The sequence below is a fragment of the Moorena sp. SIO3A2 genome (assembly GCF_010672265.1).
Taxonomy (GTDB): domain Bacteria; phylum Cyanobacteriota; class Cyanobacteriia; order Cyanobacteriales; family Coleofasciculaceae; genus Moorena; species Moorena producens.
Genome location: NZ_JAAHHC010000086.1, coordinates 1 through 17,307 on the forward strand (window position 1 = coordinate 1; position 17,307 = coordinate 17,307).

Genomic DNA, 17,307 nt, shown 5'->3' on the forward strand with positions numbered 1-17,307 from the left:
AGTAGGGCATCGGGAATCGGGAATCGAGATTGGGGAGTCGGGAATCGGGCATCGGGAAGCGGGAGTCATGCATCGGGAATCGGGACTTGGGAATAGAGTATAGGGAATCGGGAATCGGGAATCGGGAATCGGGAATCGGGAATCGGGAATCGGGAATCGGGAATCGGGAATCGGGAATCGGGAATCGGGAATCGGGAATCGGGAACACAGAAGAGCCAAGAGCCAAGAGCCAAGAGTGAAAAAATCTTGTGTATCTGATTAGACTAGAAAGCGCTATACTTCCCTAATTTCCCAGACTCCCAGACTCCCTATCTCCCTATCTCCCCATTTCCCCATTTCCCCATCACCGGATTAGGGGGCATCCTGCCATTCTGGGGTCAGGGTGCGGTAATCGTAGTTTGCGACACCGGGATGACAAGTAACACAGGTTTTAACCCCAAAGGGTCGAGGGATTTTGACTCGGGGATGCAGGGCATTGAAATAACGGGATTGGGTCATACGATAAGGGACTTCTTCGTCTTTGTTATGGGGACGGGAGAAGTCTCGCAAGTATTGCCAGGTCAGCAATAAACTTGGACCAAGCAGTCTTCGGAGTTGCGTACCATAATGTTCCTGTGGCTCTAACAATAACCGACGCCAGGTTTCGGTAGGCAATACTTCTGGTGGCAAAGCAATGTGACAAGCGGAACAGTTTTCTAGGTAAAGGTCTTTGCCTAATTTGTAGCGTTTGGACACTGGGTCCATGGATGCGATTACTTCGGTGGGGGTGGAGGTAACTGTTTCTGGCTCAATCGTATATCCTACGGCTCGCTCCAGTCCCCATCCTATGCTAATACTCCAAAAAATTAGCAATAACAATAGAACCCAAGGTGAACGTCTACGGTTTCGCCTTGGGCTTCTTGAGTTCAAAAATTTGGACATACCTCACACACAACACTCTTTAAGGGATTGGTACAGAGCGCAACAATTGCTCAACAATGGGCTGAGCACGACGCCCCCCCGAGGTAATGAGACGATGGGACAGTACATAAGGTGCCAGGAACTTGATATCATCTGGGATGGCATAATCTCGACCTTCCACAAAGGCTAGTGCCTGGGTTGCCCGTTGTAAAGCAATGGTACCGCGAGGACTGACTCCTAAGGTGACATCTTCGGCGGAACGGGATGCTCTGACTAAATTGAGCATATACTCTTGTAGTGACCGTTCTACTTTGACCTGCTGACAAAGATGCCGTAATTCTAATACTTCATCGGTGGTGATACAGGGGGTGAGCTCGGAAACCATCATTCCTTCTAGATGGCGTTGCAACATCTGGAGTTCTTCTTGTTCTGTGGGATAACCTAGGGATAAAGATAATAGGAATCGATCCATTTGGGCTTCTGGCAAGGGGAAGGTACCTTGATATTCCACTGGGTTTTGGGTGGCAATCACGAAAAAGGGCTGAGGTACGGGACGCGATCGCCCATCTACGGTGACCTGCTGCTCTTCCATTACTTCCAATAAGGCTGACTGGGTCCGGGGTGTGGCTCGATTAATTTCATCGGTTAGCAAGACATGGGTAAATACTGGACCTGGCAGAAATTCAAATTCACCACTGCGCTGATTCCAGATATTGGTTCCTGTGATATCCGTAGGTAATAGGTCAGGGGTACATTGAATACGTTGAAATTTCCCATCTATGGAACGGGCTAGGGATTTCGCTAGTAGTGTCTTGCCCACACCAGGGACATCTTCCAGCAAGGCATGACCCCCAGCCAATAGGGCCACGATCACTAGACGAATGGCATCTGCTTTACCAACAATCACACGACCGAGATTTTCCTGGAGCTGTTGAATTCTTTGTCTCATAGAGCAGTGTTCAATTGGGTGAGGGATAAATTATTGGAGGGAGCAGGGAGCAGGGAGCAGGGAGCAGGGAGCAGGGCAAACATCCCCCTATCTCCTATAAGCTAGCAAGGGTTTTCGGAAAATGGGAAAGATTTTGATAGGGCTTATCATACTTATGAGGTACAGGAGGTACAGTCAAGTTTCTTACCCCGACTCCCGATTCCCGATTCAAATGTAAAAAACCTACCCTGATCAGGTGGGTGATCCCCCCTAACCCCCCTTAATAAGGGGGGAACAAGAGCAAGATCCCTATTCTTCTTCATCCATGGGTAGACTTTTATCAAGAAAAATTAAAAACTTAGCATCAGGCATGAGATGTTTCATGGCTTGCGAATAGCTCCTGGCATCAGAAGGGCTGCAGAACCGAGCGAAAACTAATGGTGGCCTGCCTCGCAATAGGCGAATCATGACCCACGGTTGTAAGCTGGGACTATAGGACATAATTTAGGTATCTCCTTTAAAGGGGAGCCAGAGCCAGCCTTGGGCGTGTACATCTTCGGGCTGGCTCTTACTTTTGTATCTCCATTTTGAGTATAGCACAAAAAATATTTAATTATAGCATATTTTGAAAAGTTTTGTAACAAATTCCTTTAGGGAGTGGGGAATCGGGAGTGGGGAATCGGGAATCGGGAATCGGGAATCGGGAGCAGGAGTAGGGTGCGTTAGGGGCGGGCTTGCCAGCATTTTCAACCTCGTAGTCAGTGTTGTGAGAGCCCGTCCCGTAACGCACCACCAGTCAAACTGATTTTGTTTTGGGGTTTTGCTGCGGGATTAGCGATCGCATAAAGGATTAGCGATCGCATAAAGGATTAGCGATCGCATAAAGGATTAGCGATCGCATAAACTAAAGCGCGATCGCATCACTAATACAGAAGCGATCGCATCACCGATACAGAAGCGATCGCATAAGCAATACAGAATTTTCCAGGTGGGTTGAGCAACTACAAAATTCTAATCAAGAATTGGTGAGCCTGCTCTAACTTTCTGGTGGGTGATCCCCCCTAACCCCCCTTAATAAGGGGGGAACAAGAACAAGCCAGTTACTGATCTGACTCCCGACTCCCGTTCCCCTCCTGGGAGGGGTTAGGGGTGGGTTCCGATTCCCGATTCCCGATTCTAAATTCTAAATTCTAAATTCTAAATTCTAAATTCCCTTAACCAAAAAAATCCCTAGCAGCTTCACAATCTATCTGAATCTGGGCTTTGAGCTGGTCTAGGGAGGAAAATTTTTGTTCGGAGCGGATAAATTTCTTGAGGCTTACGGTTAGGGTTTTGCCATATAAGTCTCCGGACCAATCGAATAGATGAACTTCGACGGTTAAACTGGTGCCCTTGACCGTGGGGCGCATACCAATATTCATGACACCAGGATGGGAGGATAAATTGGTGTCTAGGTTAGAGGATTCAGGGCCATGGGAGACTTCGACGCAGTAAACCCCTAGCTTAGGCAAAAATTTGTCTGGGGGTAAGTGGAGGTTAGCGGTGGGAAATCCAATGGTTCTACCGAGTTGTTGACCTTTCTCTACTATTCCGATTAGGGTGTATGGCCGTCCTAGAAATCGGTTGGCTTTGTCGATATCCCCTTGGGCTAAGGATTGGCGAATGCTGGAACTACTGATCCGTTGGTCTTGACGTTTGTACAAGGATACGATATGGACGGTAATACCGTAGGCGGAGGCGATCGCATCCAAATCCGTTGCGGTGCCAGCTCGCTTATGGCCAAAGCAAAAATCCTCTCCCACACTGACTTGCTGTGCCTGGAGTTGCTCGACTAAAATCTTTTCCACGAATTCCTGGGGACTCAGGGAAGCTAGCTCCCGGTTAAAGGGTAATAGGGCTAACTGTTGCACACCCAAGGCACTCAACTGTTGTGCTTTTTCTGTTGGTGGTGTCAGTAGCTTCCAGGCTTGACCGGAAAAGAATTCTCGGGGATGGGGATTGAAGGTGGCTACTGTGGGATAGATTAGTTCTAGATTTGGGTCTAGATTTGGGCCAGTGGTTTCAGGGTTACTAAATTGCTCAAGATTAGATGATGTCAGGGCTTGAGCTTGAGCGGTAACTGGCTTTGGCAAAATGGGAGCAATAACTTGCTGATGCCCCAAATGGACGCCGTCAAAGTTTCCCAGGGCAACAGCGGTTGGTGTTAACGCGGTAGTTAGAGATGATGTAATCCACACGCTTAATATTTTGACATATTTCGCCCGTGGTAGCCAATGGATGGTAATTACCCTATCAGCTATCAGCTATCAGCTATCAGCTTTCAGCTTTCAGCTTTCAGCTATCAGGTACACGGGATGTTTTACCTCTTCCCTCTTCCTTCTTACCTGATATATGCTCAGAAGCTCCCATTCACCCAATAATTTGTACCTCACCCAATTGAAAAATGCTGACGGCTGACAACTGACGGCTGTTCGCGTAGCGTGCGCGTAGCGCATATGCTTACTATTAACTCATTTCAATTTAAATTCACCATCAACCACTTCCACCAGGACAGGTTCACTCTGACGCTCCCCTTGGTCAGTAAACTGCAAAGGTAACCCTGAGGTATCACTCGCTACAAGATTAACCTTGCGGAGTCTGTCGAGAACTTTCTCGCGAGAGGCGTCCTGGAACAAAGCCTGAATCAAGGCTTGAGTAGCATCGAAGCTTGTGGCAGTGCGCCAGTTAACATCTCCTCGCCATAGTTCCCTAGCTGCTGTAGAAAAGTTTTTTGCCTGTGGTGATTCCCTAAACCAGGGGACTGCGATAGTCAACCCTTCAACCCCTTGTTCACGCTCTTGCCAGGTTTTACTACTATATAACGTATCCCCACCGAACAACCTCAGCCCTTGCTGATCTCGGTTGTTGGAGTTAGCGATCACCTGAGTGTTGGCTTTAGCAATGTCTAGAGCTGTATCAATGTATTCCACGCTGGGGAATAACATGGCGGCCTTGACTTGATCTTGATAGAGACTTATTTCGACTTCTTCTGTTATATTAAAGTCGGATTTGTTTAATTCAATCTTCCGAACCACCTTACCCCCTAGTTGTTCAAAGTCTCTTTTAAAAAAGTCTTTGAGACTATTGCTATAGACACTGTCAGCATCATAAAAAATTACCACCTTGTCTAAGCCCAGTGTAGTTTTGAGATGTTGAGCCAGTGCTTTACCAACTGCTAGATTAGAAGGAGCTGTCCTAAATAACACCTTTCCATTTACATAACTACTGGTGCTGGTGGAGGCAATCATGGCTAAGCCAGCTTGGTCGTATACCGGGAGTGCGGCCTTACTGGCATTACTAGAGTTATGTCCAATTACCCCCAGGATAGATTTTTCTTTAACTAAAGCTTGAGCTATTTCTTTCGCTGTGGCTGGATCGTTGCCATCGTTAGCGATCGCAATTTCCAGGAATCGACCATTTAATCCCCCTGAATTATTGAATTTATCTTGAGCCTGGGCTACCCCTCGCAATATTTCTTTTGCCCTGGATTCTGACTGGTCGATGGGCACTACCACAGCGATAGTGAATGGAGAAACATTCTTTTCAAGAGCCTTTTGACGAGCGCGGGCATTGTTGTAGTAAATCAGCAATTCTGGATCATTTTGATTAGCCTGCCAAGCTTGGTTAAACAAGTTAGCTGCTGCCTTATAGTTTTGGTTTTGGAATGCTTTAGTAGCAGGGTCAATTTTTTCCTTGTTGTCAATTCTAGGAAATAAGCTGTGGTCACCCCGACTAATAGTAGTAGCAATGCATCTAATCCCGAAGACTTTATGTTGACCAGCTGGACAGGGCGTTGATACCTTATAAAATCCCACACCAACCAGGGAAATGATTGCTACTCCTAATGCTAGTTTACCTAACCAATTTCCTTGACTAAGATTCTGATGATTAATTTCATATCTAAACTCAGCAATAATCCCAGAATCACTAACCATTCCAGAGGACAAATTATTGTGAATTAATCGATCAGAGTTCTCTGGATAATTTTGAATTTCCAGGATTTTTTCCTGTGCTGATATATTATCTGGAGCAATTTCCAATACTTGGTTAAACTGCTCTCTTGCTCTTGTGAAGGATTGTTGCTCTATCAACTGATTGCCATAATTTAAGAGGGAGCGCACCAAGCCATCTTTGTTACGGATTTGGTCAATTTTATAGGCTCTTTGGTAATAGGTAACTGCTTTCTCAAACTCTCCGCTATCTAGATATCCTTGAGCTAGGGCAACGAAAGCACTAAAATGATTAGGATTTAGTTCCAAAACCTGTTCATATAGTCCTAGGGCTTTGGTAATTTCCCCCTGTTGATCCTGGGTAGTGGCTTGTTGATAGATGGGATTAGTTTGCTCTTGGTCTATTTTTTCTAGTTCTAGGATTTCTTGCTGGAGTGGGTAACGTTTAATCAACCAGCGCCGGATAAATTCAATGGTTACTTTAGATTTATTTTTATCTAAGAAACCCCGTTCCGCTAGTTGGTCTGGTGCTTTTATTAAGGATGTTGTTGGAATAACGCCGTAGTTTTCGAGTAGACTTACAGCAAGTTTTGCCCCCCTAGCCCCCCAACTTTGGGGGGTTCTTGAGTTAAAGTCCCCCAGAATTGGGGGATTTAGGGGGCTTGCAGTTGGTAGTGAGGTCAATTCATCTGAAAACGGCTGTAATGGCTGGTCTGAACTAGTTTTAGAACTACTTTTAACGGGATTATCCGCCTCGGCAAAGGCAGAGAATACTACTCGTTCTGGGATAGATAATCCGGCTCTAATCCCTAGCAATCCAGCACTAGCATTTTCTAGGGCTTGGTCTACACTGTTTTCCACATCTTCTGGGGTGATTTGCCACTGCTCTAACTCCCTAGCTCTGCTAAAAATAGCAAAGCATAGGACTTGGGTAAAATAGGGATGCCCGCTAGATAACTGGTAAATGGCTTGGATAGCAGCAGGTTCGTAGCTGAGTAGTCCTGCTGCTGGTTTGGTAATTAGCTCCTGGGTAGTTTGTTGATCAAGTAAGCCAATTTCTTGGGTTGGGGCATCTTTGAATATCCGGAGTAAATTCGGTAAATCTTTCGATTCCTGTTCCACACAGAGAATCAGGTATAGATTATCCTGTCGAGCAACTAGGGATTTTAAGTAAGGAAATAAATGCTCGTATAATAGGTTATTATCTTGATTATTATCTGGGGTATTTAATGTCTCGAATTCATCTAGCAATAACGCTATATTTTGGTTGCCCAAGCTTTGATATAATTGGGGCAAAAACTGGTTAGCAAATATCAAGGGGTCGGTGTCTAGGGCGGTACGGTCAGGCAAGGGAATTTCAGGGGAGTCTAGTTCCAAGCTATCCAGGATTTCTATCGCCAGTTCCTCTAAGAGTTCACCGAGAGATTTGTGACTGTAGGATTCGAGATCAAAGGGAACAAAGGAAAAGCTATCTAAGTTTACAGATGTAGGAATATGACGGAGTAGGGACGACTTACCAATCCGCCGTTGACCGTACACTATCATAACCTTGGTTTTATTCTTGAGGTTATCCTCAATAAACCGGAATAAGCTTCGCCTTCCCCAAAATAAGTACTGGTCATTATCATCAATTGGACGACCAATTACATAGGGATTTCTAGGAACTATTGAAATCATTTTTTGTCATCTCCGATAGAGATAGAGATATAACGTTTACTGCTTTAGTTAGGTTATTTTTATTTACTCCATACTCTATCTTATCCAATTATTTAGGTTTTGTATAACCGGTTTTATAGACAACTCCCTAGGATGATGTTTAAGATCCTTATATTTCCTACCGAGGTTAGAAGTCTAAAATTTTAGTAAGTATTTTTAGTCAGTATTGCTAAAGGGGAATTAGGTTGTAGTCCCAGACTTGATAATTACGGTGACTTTTCCACCCCCTCTTGGTCTTGATCTGACACGAATTTAAATTTACCGTTAACTACTTGCACCAGGACAGGTTGACTCTCACGCTCCCCTTGGTCAGTAAACTGCAACGGGAACCCTGAGGTATCAGTTTGGAAAAGATGAATATTACGCAGTCTGTCGAGAACTATCTCTCGAGAAGCGTCCTTGAAAAAAGCGTGAATAAAGGCTTGAGTAGCATCAAAGCTAGTGGCAGTCACCCAGCTCACATCTCCTCGCCATCGTTTCTTAGCTGCTTGAGAAAAAGTTATTGCCTTTGGTGCTTCCCTAAACCAGGGAACTACTGTAGTCAATCCTTCAACTCTTTTCCCACCCCGTGTCAAGGTTTTATTTTCATATAAAGTAGACGCACTGAACAACCTCAGCCCCTGCTGATATAGGTTAGCGTTGGCTTTAGCAATATTAATAGCTGTATTAACCGATTCCACCCTCGGGAATAACATGGCGGCCTTGACTTGATCTTGAGAGAAACTATTTTTAACTTCTTGAGTTATATTCAGGTTGGGATCGTTTAATTTAATCTCCCGAACCACCTTACCTCCTAGTTGTTCAAAGTGTGTTTCAAACTTTTCTTTTAGATCCTTACTATAGACACTGTCATCATCATAGAAAATTACCACCTTGTCTAAGCCAGGTTTATTTCTGACATGTTGAGCCAGTTTTCTTGCAGATGATAGATTAGAAGGAACTGTCCTAAAGAACACGTTGTTATTTTTATCAAGACTGGTTAAATAATTACTGGAGCTGGTGGAGGAAATCATCGCTAAGCCAGCTCGATCATATACGGGTAGTGCGGCCTTACTGGCATCACTAGAGTCATGTCCAATTATGCCCAGGATAGAGTTGTCCTTAACCAAAGCTTGAGCTATTTCTTTGGCTTTGGCTGGTTTGTTACCATCGTTAGCGATCGCAATTTCCAAGAATCGACCATTTAATCCCCCTAAATCATTGAACTCATGTTGAGCCTGGGCTACTCCCCGCAATATTTCTTTTGCCGTGGATTCTGACTGGTCTATGGGCACCACCACAGCGATAGTAAATGGCAGAAACCCCTGTTTACGAGCGCGGGCATTGTTGTAGTAAATCAGCAATTCTGGATCATTGGGATTCACCTGCCAAGCTTGGTCAAAACTCTGAGCCGCTTCGGCATAGTTTGCGTTTCGGAATCCTTCAGTAGCAAGGTCAATTTCTTCCTTGTTGTCAATTCTAGGAAATAAGCTGCGCTCACCCCGACTAATAGGAGTAGCGATACATCTAATCCCAAAGACTTTCTGGGCACCGGTTGGACAGGGAGTTAATACGTTATACAATCCCACACCAACCAGGGAAATAATGGCTAAACCTGCTGCTAGTTTGGCGATGCCTAACCTAGTAAGATTGGAGGTGTTATCAACTGGAGTGATAGGTGTATTACTAAGATCTTCAATATGTTTTAGTTTTTGCTGTGCTGATTTATTGTCAGGCTCAATTTTCAACACTTGTTGAAAAGCATTCTTAGCTGTTCTGAACGCTTGTTGGTCAATCAACTGATCGCCATACTTTAGTAGCGATCGCAAAAACCCTTCTTTGCTTTGTACTGGCTTAACTTGGTAGACTCTTGTATATACTTCTACGGCTTTCCTGTAATCGTTGACCTGGAGATAGCCCTCAGCTAGAGCCAACAAAGCCCTGAAATGATTAGGGTTAATTTGCAAAACCTCTTCATAGAGCACTAGTGCTTTGTGAATTTGCCTCTGTTGATACTGTCTAGTGGCTAGTTGATAGATCGGATCCGTTTGGTCTTGGTCTAGTGTCTTCAGTTTTAGTATCTCTTGCCGTAGTGAGTGATGCTGAAGTAACCAGTGGCGGACTAATGGCACCTTTACTCTACGTTCTGTATCATCGACGAAACCGTAGTCTTTAAGTCGTTTGGTGGCTTGATACAGGGGATTAGTCTGAATCACACCATAGCCCTCTAGGAAAGATAATGGGTGTTCTGGCAACAGCTGGTGTTGGGAGATAGCTCTTTGTTGAGCTTCTGCCACCGCTAAGAATACCACTCGCTCTGGGATCGGTAAACTTTCCCACAACCCCGCCAATCCTGCTTCAGCTTTCTCAATAGCCTGCTTAACTATAAGCTCCACATCTCGGCTATAAATCTTCCACTGGTTTTCCCTAGCCCTTAAGAATAAAGTAAAGCATAGGACTTGGGTAAAATAGGGATGCCCTGCTGATAAATTGTAAATTTTTGTAACGGCATGGGGTTCATAGGTTACCACATCCTTAGCTGGTTTAGTAATTAGCCGTTGAGCACTCAGCTTATTCAGAAAACCAATTTCGTGGTAAGGTGGACTTCCAAACACCCGGACTATAATAGGCACATCAACAAGATTCCGTCCCACTACCGCAATCATAAATAATTGATGGTGCCGTTTAATCAAGTTAGCTAAATAGGGGAAAAAGTTACGCTCTTCTGATCGAGGCTTTTGGTTAGTTAAAACATCAAATTCATCCAGCAAAAATACCAAATTTTTACTCTTTAATAACCAAAAAACTTTAGGCAAAAATTTATCAAAAAAAATATTTATATCATTGTTTAAATCTTGTTTTGAGGGCGGAGTAAGATAATCTTGTCCTAGATCAAAGTCATCCACTAAGTGATCACAAATCTCTTGAGCCAAGTTATAGATAATATTACTGAAGGGTTTGTGAATGTAGCCTTGCAAATCGAAATTAACAAAGTAAAACTGATCCGTAGCAACTTTGTTGGGAATCTGTGCCAAGATTGATGATTTGCCAATTCGTCGTTGACCATGGAGTAAGATTACCTTTACCCTCTGCCTGAGGTTGTCTTCGATAAACTGAAACAGACTCTCTCGTCCAAAAAACTTGTCTGGATCATCAATTATCTTTCCGATTTCATAAGGATTAGGATGATTAGAAGAATTAGTAACCATTAGCCGACGATTGATGATTTGTTTAATTTTTATCCAAACCAGTCAAGGTTTGCTGCCATTTGAAGTCAGTAAGTAAGTATTAAGCTAAGGCACCAACTGTTTAATGTTGAGTGCTAATAGCTGATTTATAAGTATCTATAAACTTATCGGAATAAGCAGCAACAGTTATGCATAAAACTTTCAAGACCAGTAAGCATTCAGTGGTCAGTGGTCAGCTTATTTTATTCAAAAGCACCTCAAGGTGGCACAGGCTTTGAGACTGTGACCTAACCAATAAGCTGATAGCTGATAGCACCTCAAGTAGCATCTGAAGTAGCGCATTAGCTGAATGCTGAAGTTAGGAAAATGCAGCTAACACTATCCTCCCCCATGCCAAAGCAGTTTTGACTGTCTTTTGATTGGCCGATAGCCAGTTAATAGTCTTCGTGACTTTCTGAAGTTGAGTATGACTGATCAAATTGAGAAATCTTTCCCTATCTCCTACTATCGGATTATCAGTCTGCCAAAGTTCCTGAATCACCCACCCCTCCATAATTGATGAGGTAAATACGTAGTCTGGTTTCTTTGAGTCTTGATTGCTGCTCTGATTTGTGATAATCACCCCTTGTTCGGCCAGGTTAGTTAACTCTCGCTGGTGTTGACTAAAGATTACGTCAATGCCCCTCAAGTCAAAGTGCTTCTTATGATGGAGACGACCTTCTAACTTGAACAAGGCCATCAACATCAATAAGGTTTGCTCAACTTCGCTGCACCGTTTCCAAATCGTTTCAAATATTTGTCGTGTCTTACCTTCAAAGTCCCGAGCAAAGGCTTGGGCATCAGGGACCTTGCCAGTTTTTAGCTCTCGATAAAGCAAAAAACCAGCAATCTGGAGCAGAGCCGGATGTCCACCAGCAATGTCTTGGATCAGCTCCCGTAAGGTTGGGGTAATTGGCATACCAGCCATTAATTGATCAATGTCAGGGTCAGTAAATGGCTTGAGGGATTGGAACAGATAATGGTTGTACCAGGGAGAACTATTGGGATTGAGAGCAGGACCAAGTTCATTGAGACGGCGGAGTGAGGCCACAATCATGGATAGATATCGCCTCTCCCGAGAGTGATAGGCAATACTGCGACACTCCGTGAGAAAGGTTTCCATCTCAGCATGACTATAGTGAGGGTTTGGCCGCAGTGCCCAATCATAGTCATCCACGAGCAACAGCAAGAATTTGTGGCGTTTGCCAAGCTGCCGCAATACTTGGCGCATGCCCCTAGTGGTTGCTTTTCCCTGGTCCAGCAATGTGTCGATCTCTTCCTGAAGCTCTGGCTCACCGTCTAATTCTTTTTTGAGCAGATTAAACACTTCTTGCCAAAACCCGGAAGCTGTAAAGGGTTGAATACTTTCGCAACTCAGCAGCACCATCACAGCCTGGGATGGATCCTGTCCATACTGTTTCCAAACTTGGGGGGAAGCCAGAAGTTCCAGGAAAGAGGTCTTGCCCATGGCTGGCCCCCCCCAAATCGCTAAGTTACTGCGGTTATAAATTTGATCAAAGGCCGCCTGAATTTCTGATCGTCGTCCCACAAAACGCTCTGGGGAAACTGGCTGACCGTAGGTAAAAGGATTTTGCATCATCTTGGCTTCCATATTCAATTTTCAATTTGCATTAATAGGACTTACGAAATTTAGTTGCTTTTGCCCCCCTAACCCCCCAAACCTGGGGAGGACAAAGTCACGAAAGTCCCCCAAGTTTGATACCGTTGGCGAAATTAATATTTGTTTACACAAGGGTAGCAGATGGGTAACTTTAAGTTCATGCTCCCCCAGAATTGGGGGTTGGGGGGCTATAAAGACTGCTGTCTTCAGGCTGATATTTCTAAATGTTAAATTCGCCAGCAGTATCAAGTTTGGGGGATTTAGGGGGCAATGGGTAAGTCCTAATTAATTATCAAAGAATTCTTTCGGGCTTGGATGCTCCCCTATTTTGGTTAACACTATTCACAAAATGCACCGATTGATTACCTGAGATCGAGATATTGTGAACGTTTGGGGCAAAACTTGTGAACCCTCTAGGTCTCGATGACTTTGTAGGTAAAATTTTGGAATAGTTATAAAACTACTATAACACTACAGTGATTTATTTCCTTAGTTTTTGACACTAACCTTAAGGGTTTTGTGACTGGAATCACGTAAGCATTCAGCCGTCAGCCGTCAGCTTTTAGCTCACGCTACTTGAGTTGCTTTGTGGCACAGGGCACAAGGGATTTGACTTTCGTGACTATTAAACCAATGCTTACCTGTTTGATTCAAAAGCTGATAGCATTTCAAGTAACGTGCCCATTCCCGTAGGGTGGCCATAGGCCAAGGCCTTTGACTGATACGCGACACGCTGATACGCGACACGCTGATACGCGACACGCTGATAGCTGAATACTTACGGAATCACAGTAACAGTTAGGTCTTATCAGGTAACCATTAAGCTATCAGTTGTTTAGGAATCAAGGGTGTTGGTGAATTACTGTTCGGTTAGTCGCTCAAGTAATTTTTTTCGCCCCCTAAATCCCCCAATACTGGGGGACTTTTAAACATCTTGCTCCCCCAAAATTGGGGGCTGGGGGGCTTAATCGAACGGTATTGGGTGTTGGTGAATTACTCCTGTTCTCAAAAGTGTGGGTTTTATTATAAACAATAAATCGACTTTTGAGAGTACCCATGAGGGTACTTGTGTTATGGTGTTTTTCTGATAAGAACAGAGCAATGAGTTGGGTTAGTTTGGGAAGTGTGGGGTTGAGCCTCTGAACCTCTCGGTTGAACCTCTGAACCTCGCGGTTGAACCTCTGAACCTCGCGGTTGAACCTCTGAGCCTCGCGGTCGAACCTCTGAGCCTCGCGGTTGAACCTCTGAACCTCGCGGTTGAACCTCTGAGCTTCGTGAACGAACCTCTGAGCCTCGCGGTTGAACCTCTGAGCTTCGTGAACGAACCTCTGAACCTCGTGAGGTAGGGAACAGGGAATAGGGAACAGGGAACAGTAATTAGAAGGGAACAGGGAATAGGGAACAGGGAACAGCGAGCCCTTGGCTGGTGCGTTACGGGGCGGGCTGTCCAAACACTGAGTACGAGGTTGAACATCAGGGCAAGCCCGCCCCTAACGCACCCTACTGGACTTGGTATGCTAGTACAGAGTTGATTATCGTAGTTCCCGATTCCCGACTCCCGATTCCCGACTCCCGATTCCCTACTCCCTACTCCCTACTCCCTTTCTTACATGACCTCTGCTAATTCTCTTGTGCTTCTCTGGTATCGTTGTCTAGGAATTTTCCTGGCTTTGAGTTTTGCGATCGCACTCCCTGGCTGTAGCATCAGCCAATTTGAAACCAAGGCAGCTCACGTTCCCCGCATAGTCCAGAGTATTCTCAGTGACATTAACACCTTTAACTATGCCCTTAACCAAAGTGCCACCAATATTTTTGGTCTTACCTTTCAGGGTTTAATAGACACTGATGGGATAACCGGGGACATAATCCCGGGTTTAGCGGAATCCTGGCAGATTTCCGACGATAAACTTAAAATCCTATTTACCTTGAGGGAGGGGCTAAAGTGGTCCGATGGTGAGCCTTTAACCACTGATGATGTCGTCTTTACCTACAATGACATCTACCTCAACCCAGAAATTCCCACTGATTCTAGAGATATCCTCCGGGTTGGCAAGAGTCGAGCTTTACCAACGGTCAAGAAGATCGATCAGCGTCGGGTGGAATTTGCTGTCCCTGAACCTTTTGCGCCCTTTCTCCGCAGTACTGGCTTACCGGTCTTACCCGCTCATGTCCTGCAAGAATCCGTGAAAACCAAAGATTCAGAGGGTAATCCTAAGTTTCTGACCATGTGGGGGGTAGATACAGATCCAGAGGATATTATTGTCAACGGCCCTTACAAACTCAAACTCTACCGCACCAGTCAGCGGGTGGTTTATGACCGTAATCCCTACTACTGGAAAAAAGATGAACAGGGAAACCAGCAACCTTATATTGAGCGGGCGATCTGGGAAATTGTAGAATCAACGGATTCATCCTTTATTCAGTTTCGCTCCGGCGGATTAGATGCTCTCGGTGTATCCCCTGAATACTATTCCCTGCTGAAGCAGGAGGAAAAAAAGGGTAACTTTACCATCCACATCGCTGGTCCTACCCTCAGTTCCAGTTTTATCTCCTTCAATCTCAACACCGGTAGCCGGGATGGAGAGCCTTTAGTAGATCCAATTAAGTCCCGTTGGTTTAATACTCTCGAATTTAGACAAGCCGTTGCCTATGGCATAGACCGGCAAACCATGCTGAATAATTTATATCGGGGGTTAGGTGCGCCGCAATATTCTAATTTACCTGTGCAAAGCCCCTATTATCTGTCACCAGAAAAGGGGTTACCAGTGTATGACTATAATCCCGACAAAGCCAAGAAATTACTCTTAACAGCGGGCTTTAACTACAATGACGAAGGCGAATTGCTCGATAGCCAAGGTAATCGAGTCCGTTTCACCTTAATGACTAATGCTGGTAATAAGCTGCGAGAAGCCATGGGAGCACAGATTAAGCAAGACCTCAGTAAAATTGGCATTCAAGTCGATTTTACTCCCATTGCCTTCAATACCCTAGTAGACAAACTCGGCAATAGCTTAGATTGGGAATGCCATCTCCTTGGTTTTAGTGGCGGTGGCTTTGAACCCAATAATAGTTCTAATGTCTGGTCTGTAGATGGGGGATTGCACAGCTTTAATCAAAAAACCTTCCCTGGTCAATCCCCCATTCAAGGTCGGAAAATAGCCGATTGGGAGCAAAAAATAAGTGACCTTTATATCCAAGGCGCTCAAGAATTAGATGAAAAAAATCGCAAAAAAATTTATCAAGAAGCCCAACGGATTAATTTAGAACACTTGCCTTATATTTATCTGATTAATCCTCTCTCCATGACCGCAGTTCGTAATTCCATAGAAGGAATTGAATATTCCGCTCTAGGAGGCGCATTCTGGAATATTGATGAACTGAAAATTTCAGAATGATAACATTGGGAATAGGGAGCAGGGAGCAGGGAGCAGGGAATAGGGAACAGGGAATAGGGAAAAGGGAACAGTAGGAAAGAATTAGGAGGAGTTTTTGATGTTATGATCAATCAGCATTGGGTTTCATGATCTATTTAGAAATACTATATAGCGTTTCTTGCATGTGTAAGGTACACTTATCAACCTCAAAGTCCCCCTTTTCAAGGGGGATTTAGGGGGATCCCTTGGGTACATCTCATTTTTGGTGTTTGACCCCGTGGTGCGTTACGGCGCGACTGGCTACGAAGTTGAATATGATGGCAATCCCCCCCTAACGCACCCTACGCACTTATCAACCTCAAAGTCCCCCTTTTTAAGGGGGATTTAGGGGGATCCCTTGGGTACATCTCATTTTTGGTGTTTGACCCCGTGGTGCGTTACGGGGCGACTGGCTACGAAGTTGAATATGATGGCAATCCCCCCCTAACGCACCCTACGCACTTATCAACTATAAATCGTAGCTCAACCGGAAACATTAAATATTAAACCGGATAACCTTAAACCTAATAACCTTAAACCTAATAACCTTCAACCTTAAACTAAATAACCAGATAACCTTAAACCTTCAACCTAATAACCTGATAACCTTAAAATGACTCAACCCGAAGCATTAAAATCTCTACTGGAAGCAGTTGCGGCTGGTGACCTTAGCCCAACTGTTGCTCTAGATAAACTGAAGGATTTTACCTACGAAGAAGTGGGTGATTTTGCCAAAATTGACCACCACCGCACCTTAAGAACTGGATTTCCTGAGGTAATTTGGGGAGAGGGAAAAACCCCTGACCAAATTGCTCAGATTATGGCAGTAATGCGCCAGCAGAATCCAGTAGTAATGGCCACACGGATTACACCAGAGGTGGCAACGGAGCTAGAGTCAAAAGTCCCAGAATTACAGTATTATTCCACAGCTCGGATTTGTGCGATCGCACCATCTCAGCTCGAACCTAAGTATGCCGGTATCATTAGTCTAATTTCTGCGGGCACATCCGATTTACCAGTAGCTCAGGAAGCCGCAGTAACTGCTGAATTATGTGGGTTTCAGGTCAAGCGCCTTTGGGATGTGGGGGTAGCTGGTATCCACCGCTTGCTGAATAATCGACAGGTGATTGCCGAGGCCGATGTCTTAATTGTCGTAGCTGGGATGGAAGGAGCATTACCCAGTGTGGTAGCTGGCATGGCCGATTGTCCAGTTATTGCCGTTCCTACTAGTGTCGGCTATGGAGCCAGTTTTGGTGGTATGGCACCCCTGTTAACCATGTTGAATTCTTGCGCACCAGGCATAGGAGTAGTAAATATTGATAATGGCTTTGGTGCTGCTGTCTTAGCTGGAAAAATTCTTAGGAGGTGTAACTATTAGCCAGATATATTACTAAGCCTTAGCAAACCTTACTAAAGTTAAGTATACTAGATTTAGTAAGGTTCACGGTCAATGAAAAAATATGTCACTCCAAAAGAGGCAGCCGAGCACCTCGGAGTCTCGATCTCAACTCTTAGGCGGTGGGACAAAGAGGGG

12 protein-coding genes and 1 pseudogene are annotated in these 17,307 nt (G+C 44.7%); 4 read left to right on the forward strand and 9 right to left on the reverse strand.

Features of this window, described 5'->3' with window-relative positions:
- The 9 genes and pseudogenes from F6K64_RS36565 to F6K64_RS36605 all read right to left on the reverse strand — a co-directional run.
- A pseudogene (locus tag F6K64_RS36565) lies at positions 1 to 226 on the reverse strand (hypothetical protein); the annotation flags it as partial.
- A 125-nt stretch (positions 227 to 351) separates the two neighbouring features.
- Positions 352 to 852, reverse strand: coding sequence for a diheme cytochrome c (locus F6K64_RS36570; protein WP_229414779.1), 501 nt, complete (start codon positions 850 to 852; stop codon positions 352 to 354).
- A gap of 88 nt (positions 853 to 940) precedes the next feature.
- Positions 941 to 1,849 carry an AAA family ATPase gene (locus F6K64_RS36575; protein ID WP_008191660.1) on the reverse strand — a complete coding sequence of 303 codons (909 nt, stop codon included), beginning with the start codon at positions 1,847 to 1,849 and terminating at the stop codon, positions 941 to 943.
- Between the two features lie 288 nt (positions 1,850 to 2,137).
- Entirely contained in the window at positions 2,138 to 2,329 is a 192-nt protein-coding gene (locus F6K64_RS36580) for a hypothetical protein (RefSeq protein WP_008191666.1), read from the reverse strand.
- Between the two features lie 112 nt (positions 2,330 to 2,441).
- Entirely contained in the window at positions 2,442 to 2,618 is a 177-nt protein-coding gene (locus F6K64_RS36585) for a hypothetical protein (protein WP_287267893.1), read from the reverse strand.
- A 424-nt stretch (positions 2,619 to 3,042) separates the two neighbouring features.
- Positions 3,043 to 4,065, reverse strand: coding sequence for a bifunctional riboflavin kinase/FAD synthetase (locus tag F6K64_RS36590; RefSeq protein WP_287267894.1), 1,023 nt, complete (start codon positions 4,063 to 4,065; stop codon positions 3,043 to 3,045).
- A gap of 273 nt (positions 4,066 to 4,338) precedes the next feature.
- A complete protein-coding gene (locus tag F6K64_RS36595; protein WP_287267895.1) occupies positions 4,339 to 7,494 on the reverse strand; it encodes an ABC transporter substrate-binding protein in 3,156 nt (1,051 codons plus the stop codon).
- 245 nt (positions 7,495 to 7,739) lie between these two features.
- On the reverse strand, positions 7,740 to 10,721 hold the full coding sequence (locus F6K64_RS36600; protein WP_287267897.1) for an ABC transporter substrate-binding protein: 2,982 nt from the start codon (positions 10,719 to 10,721) through the stop codon (positions 7,740 to 7,742).
- 337 nt (positions 10,722 to 11,058) lie between these two features.
- Positions 11,059 to 12,351, reverse strand: a complete 1,293-nt coding sequence (locus F6K64_RS36605) for an ATP-binding protein (protein WP_083373746.1) — start codon at positions 12,349 to 12,351, stop codon at positions 11,059 to 11,061.
- Positions 12,352 to 13,786: 1,435 nt separating this feature from the next.
- Here F6K64_RS36605 and F6K64_RS36610 point away from each other — a divergent pair.
- The 4 genes from F6K64_RS36610 to F6K64_RS36625 all read left to right on the forward strand — a co-directional run.
- Positions 13,787 to 13,984, forward strand: a complete 198-nt coding sequence (locus F6K64_RS36610) for a hypothetical protein (RefSeq protein ID WP_287262908.1) — start codon at positions 13,787 to 13,789, stop codon at positions 13,982 to 13,984.
- Complete coding sequence (locus F6K64_RS36615; RefSeq protein ID WP_287267898.1) at positions 13,971 to 15,755, forward strand: ABC transporter substrate-binding protein; 1,785 nt, start codon at positions 13,971 to 13,973, stop codon at positions 15,753 to 15,755. Before F6K64_RS36610 ends, F6K64_RS36615 begins: the two co-directional genes overlap by 14 nt.
- Before the next feature lie 631 nt (positions 15,756 to 16,386).
- Positions 16,387 to 17,151, forward strand: coding sequence for a nickel pincer cofactor biosynthesis protein LarB (larB, locus tag F6K64_RS36620; protein ID WP_287257281.1), 765 nt, complete (start codon positions 16,387 to 16,389; stop codon positions 17,149 to 17,151).
- Between the two features lie 72 nt (positions 17,152 to 17,223).
- A partial coding sequence (locus tag F6K64_RS36625) for a MerR family DNA-binding transcriptional regulator (protein ID WP_287257282.1) occupies positions 17,224 to 17,307 on the forward strand: 84 nt, incomplete at its 3' end.

Bases quoted from the DNA above. Each gene is read 5' to 3' on its own strand.
- F6K64_RS36600 (WP_287267897.1), bottom strand. From the start codon at position 10,721: ATGGTTACTAATTCTTCTAATCATCCTAATCCTTATGAAATCGGAAAG.
- F6K64_RS36580 (WP_008191666.1), bottom strand. From the start codon at position 2,329: ATGTCCTATAGTCCCAGCTTACAACCGTGGGTCATGATTCGCCTATTG.
- F6K64_RS36615 (WP_287267898.1), top strand. From the start codon at position 13,971: ATGACCTCTGCTAATTCTCTTGTGCTTCTCTGGTATCGTTGTCTAGGA.
- F6K64_RS36575 (WP_008191660.1), bottom strand. From the start codon at position 1,849: ATGAGACAAAGAATTCAACAGCTCCAGGAAAATCTCGGTCGTGTGATT.
- F6K64_RS36605 (WP_083373746.1), bottom strand. From the start codon at position 12,351: ATGGAAGCCAAGATGATGCAAAATCCTTTTACCTACGGTCAGCCAGTT.
- larB (WP_287257281.1), top strand. From the start codon at position 16,387: ATGACTCAACCCGAAGCATTAAAATCTCTACTGGAAGCAGTTGCGGCT.
- F6K64_RS36595 (WP_287267895.1), bottom strand. From the start codon at position 7,494: ATGATTTCAATAGTTCCTAGAAATCCCTATGTAATTGGTCGTCCAATT.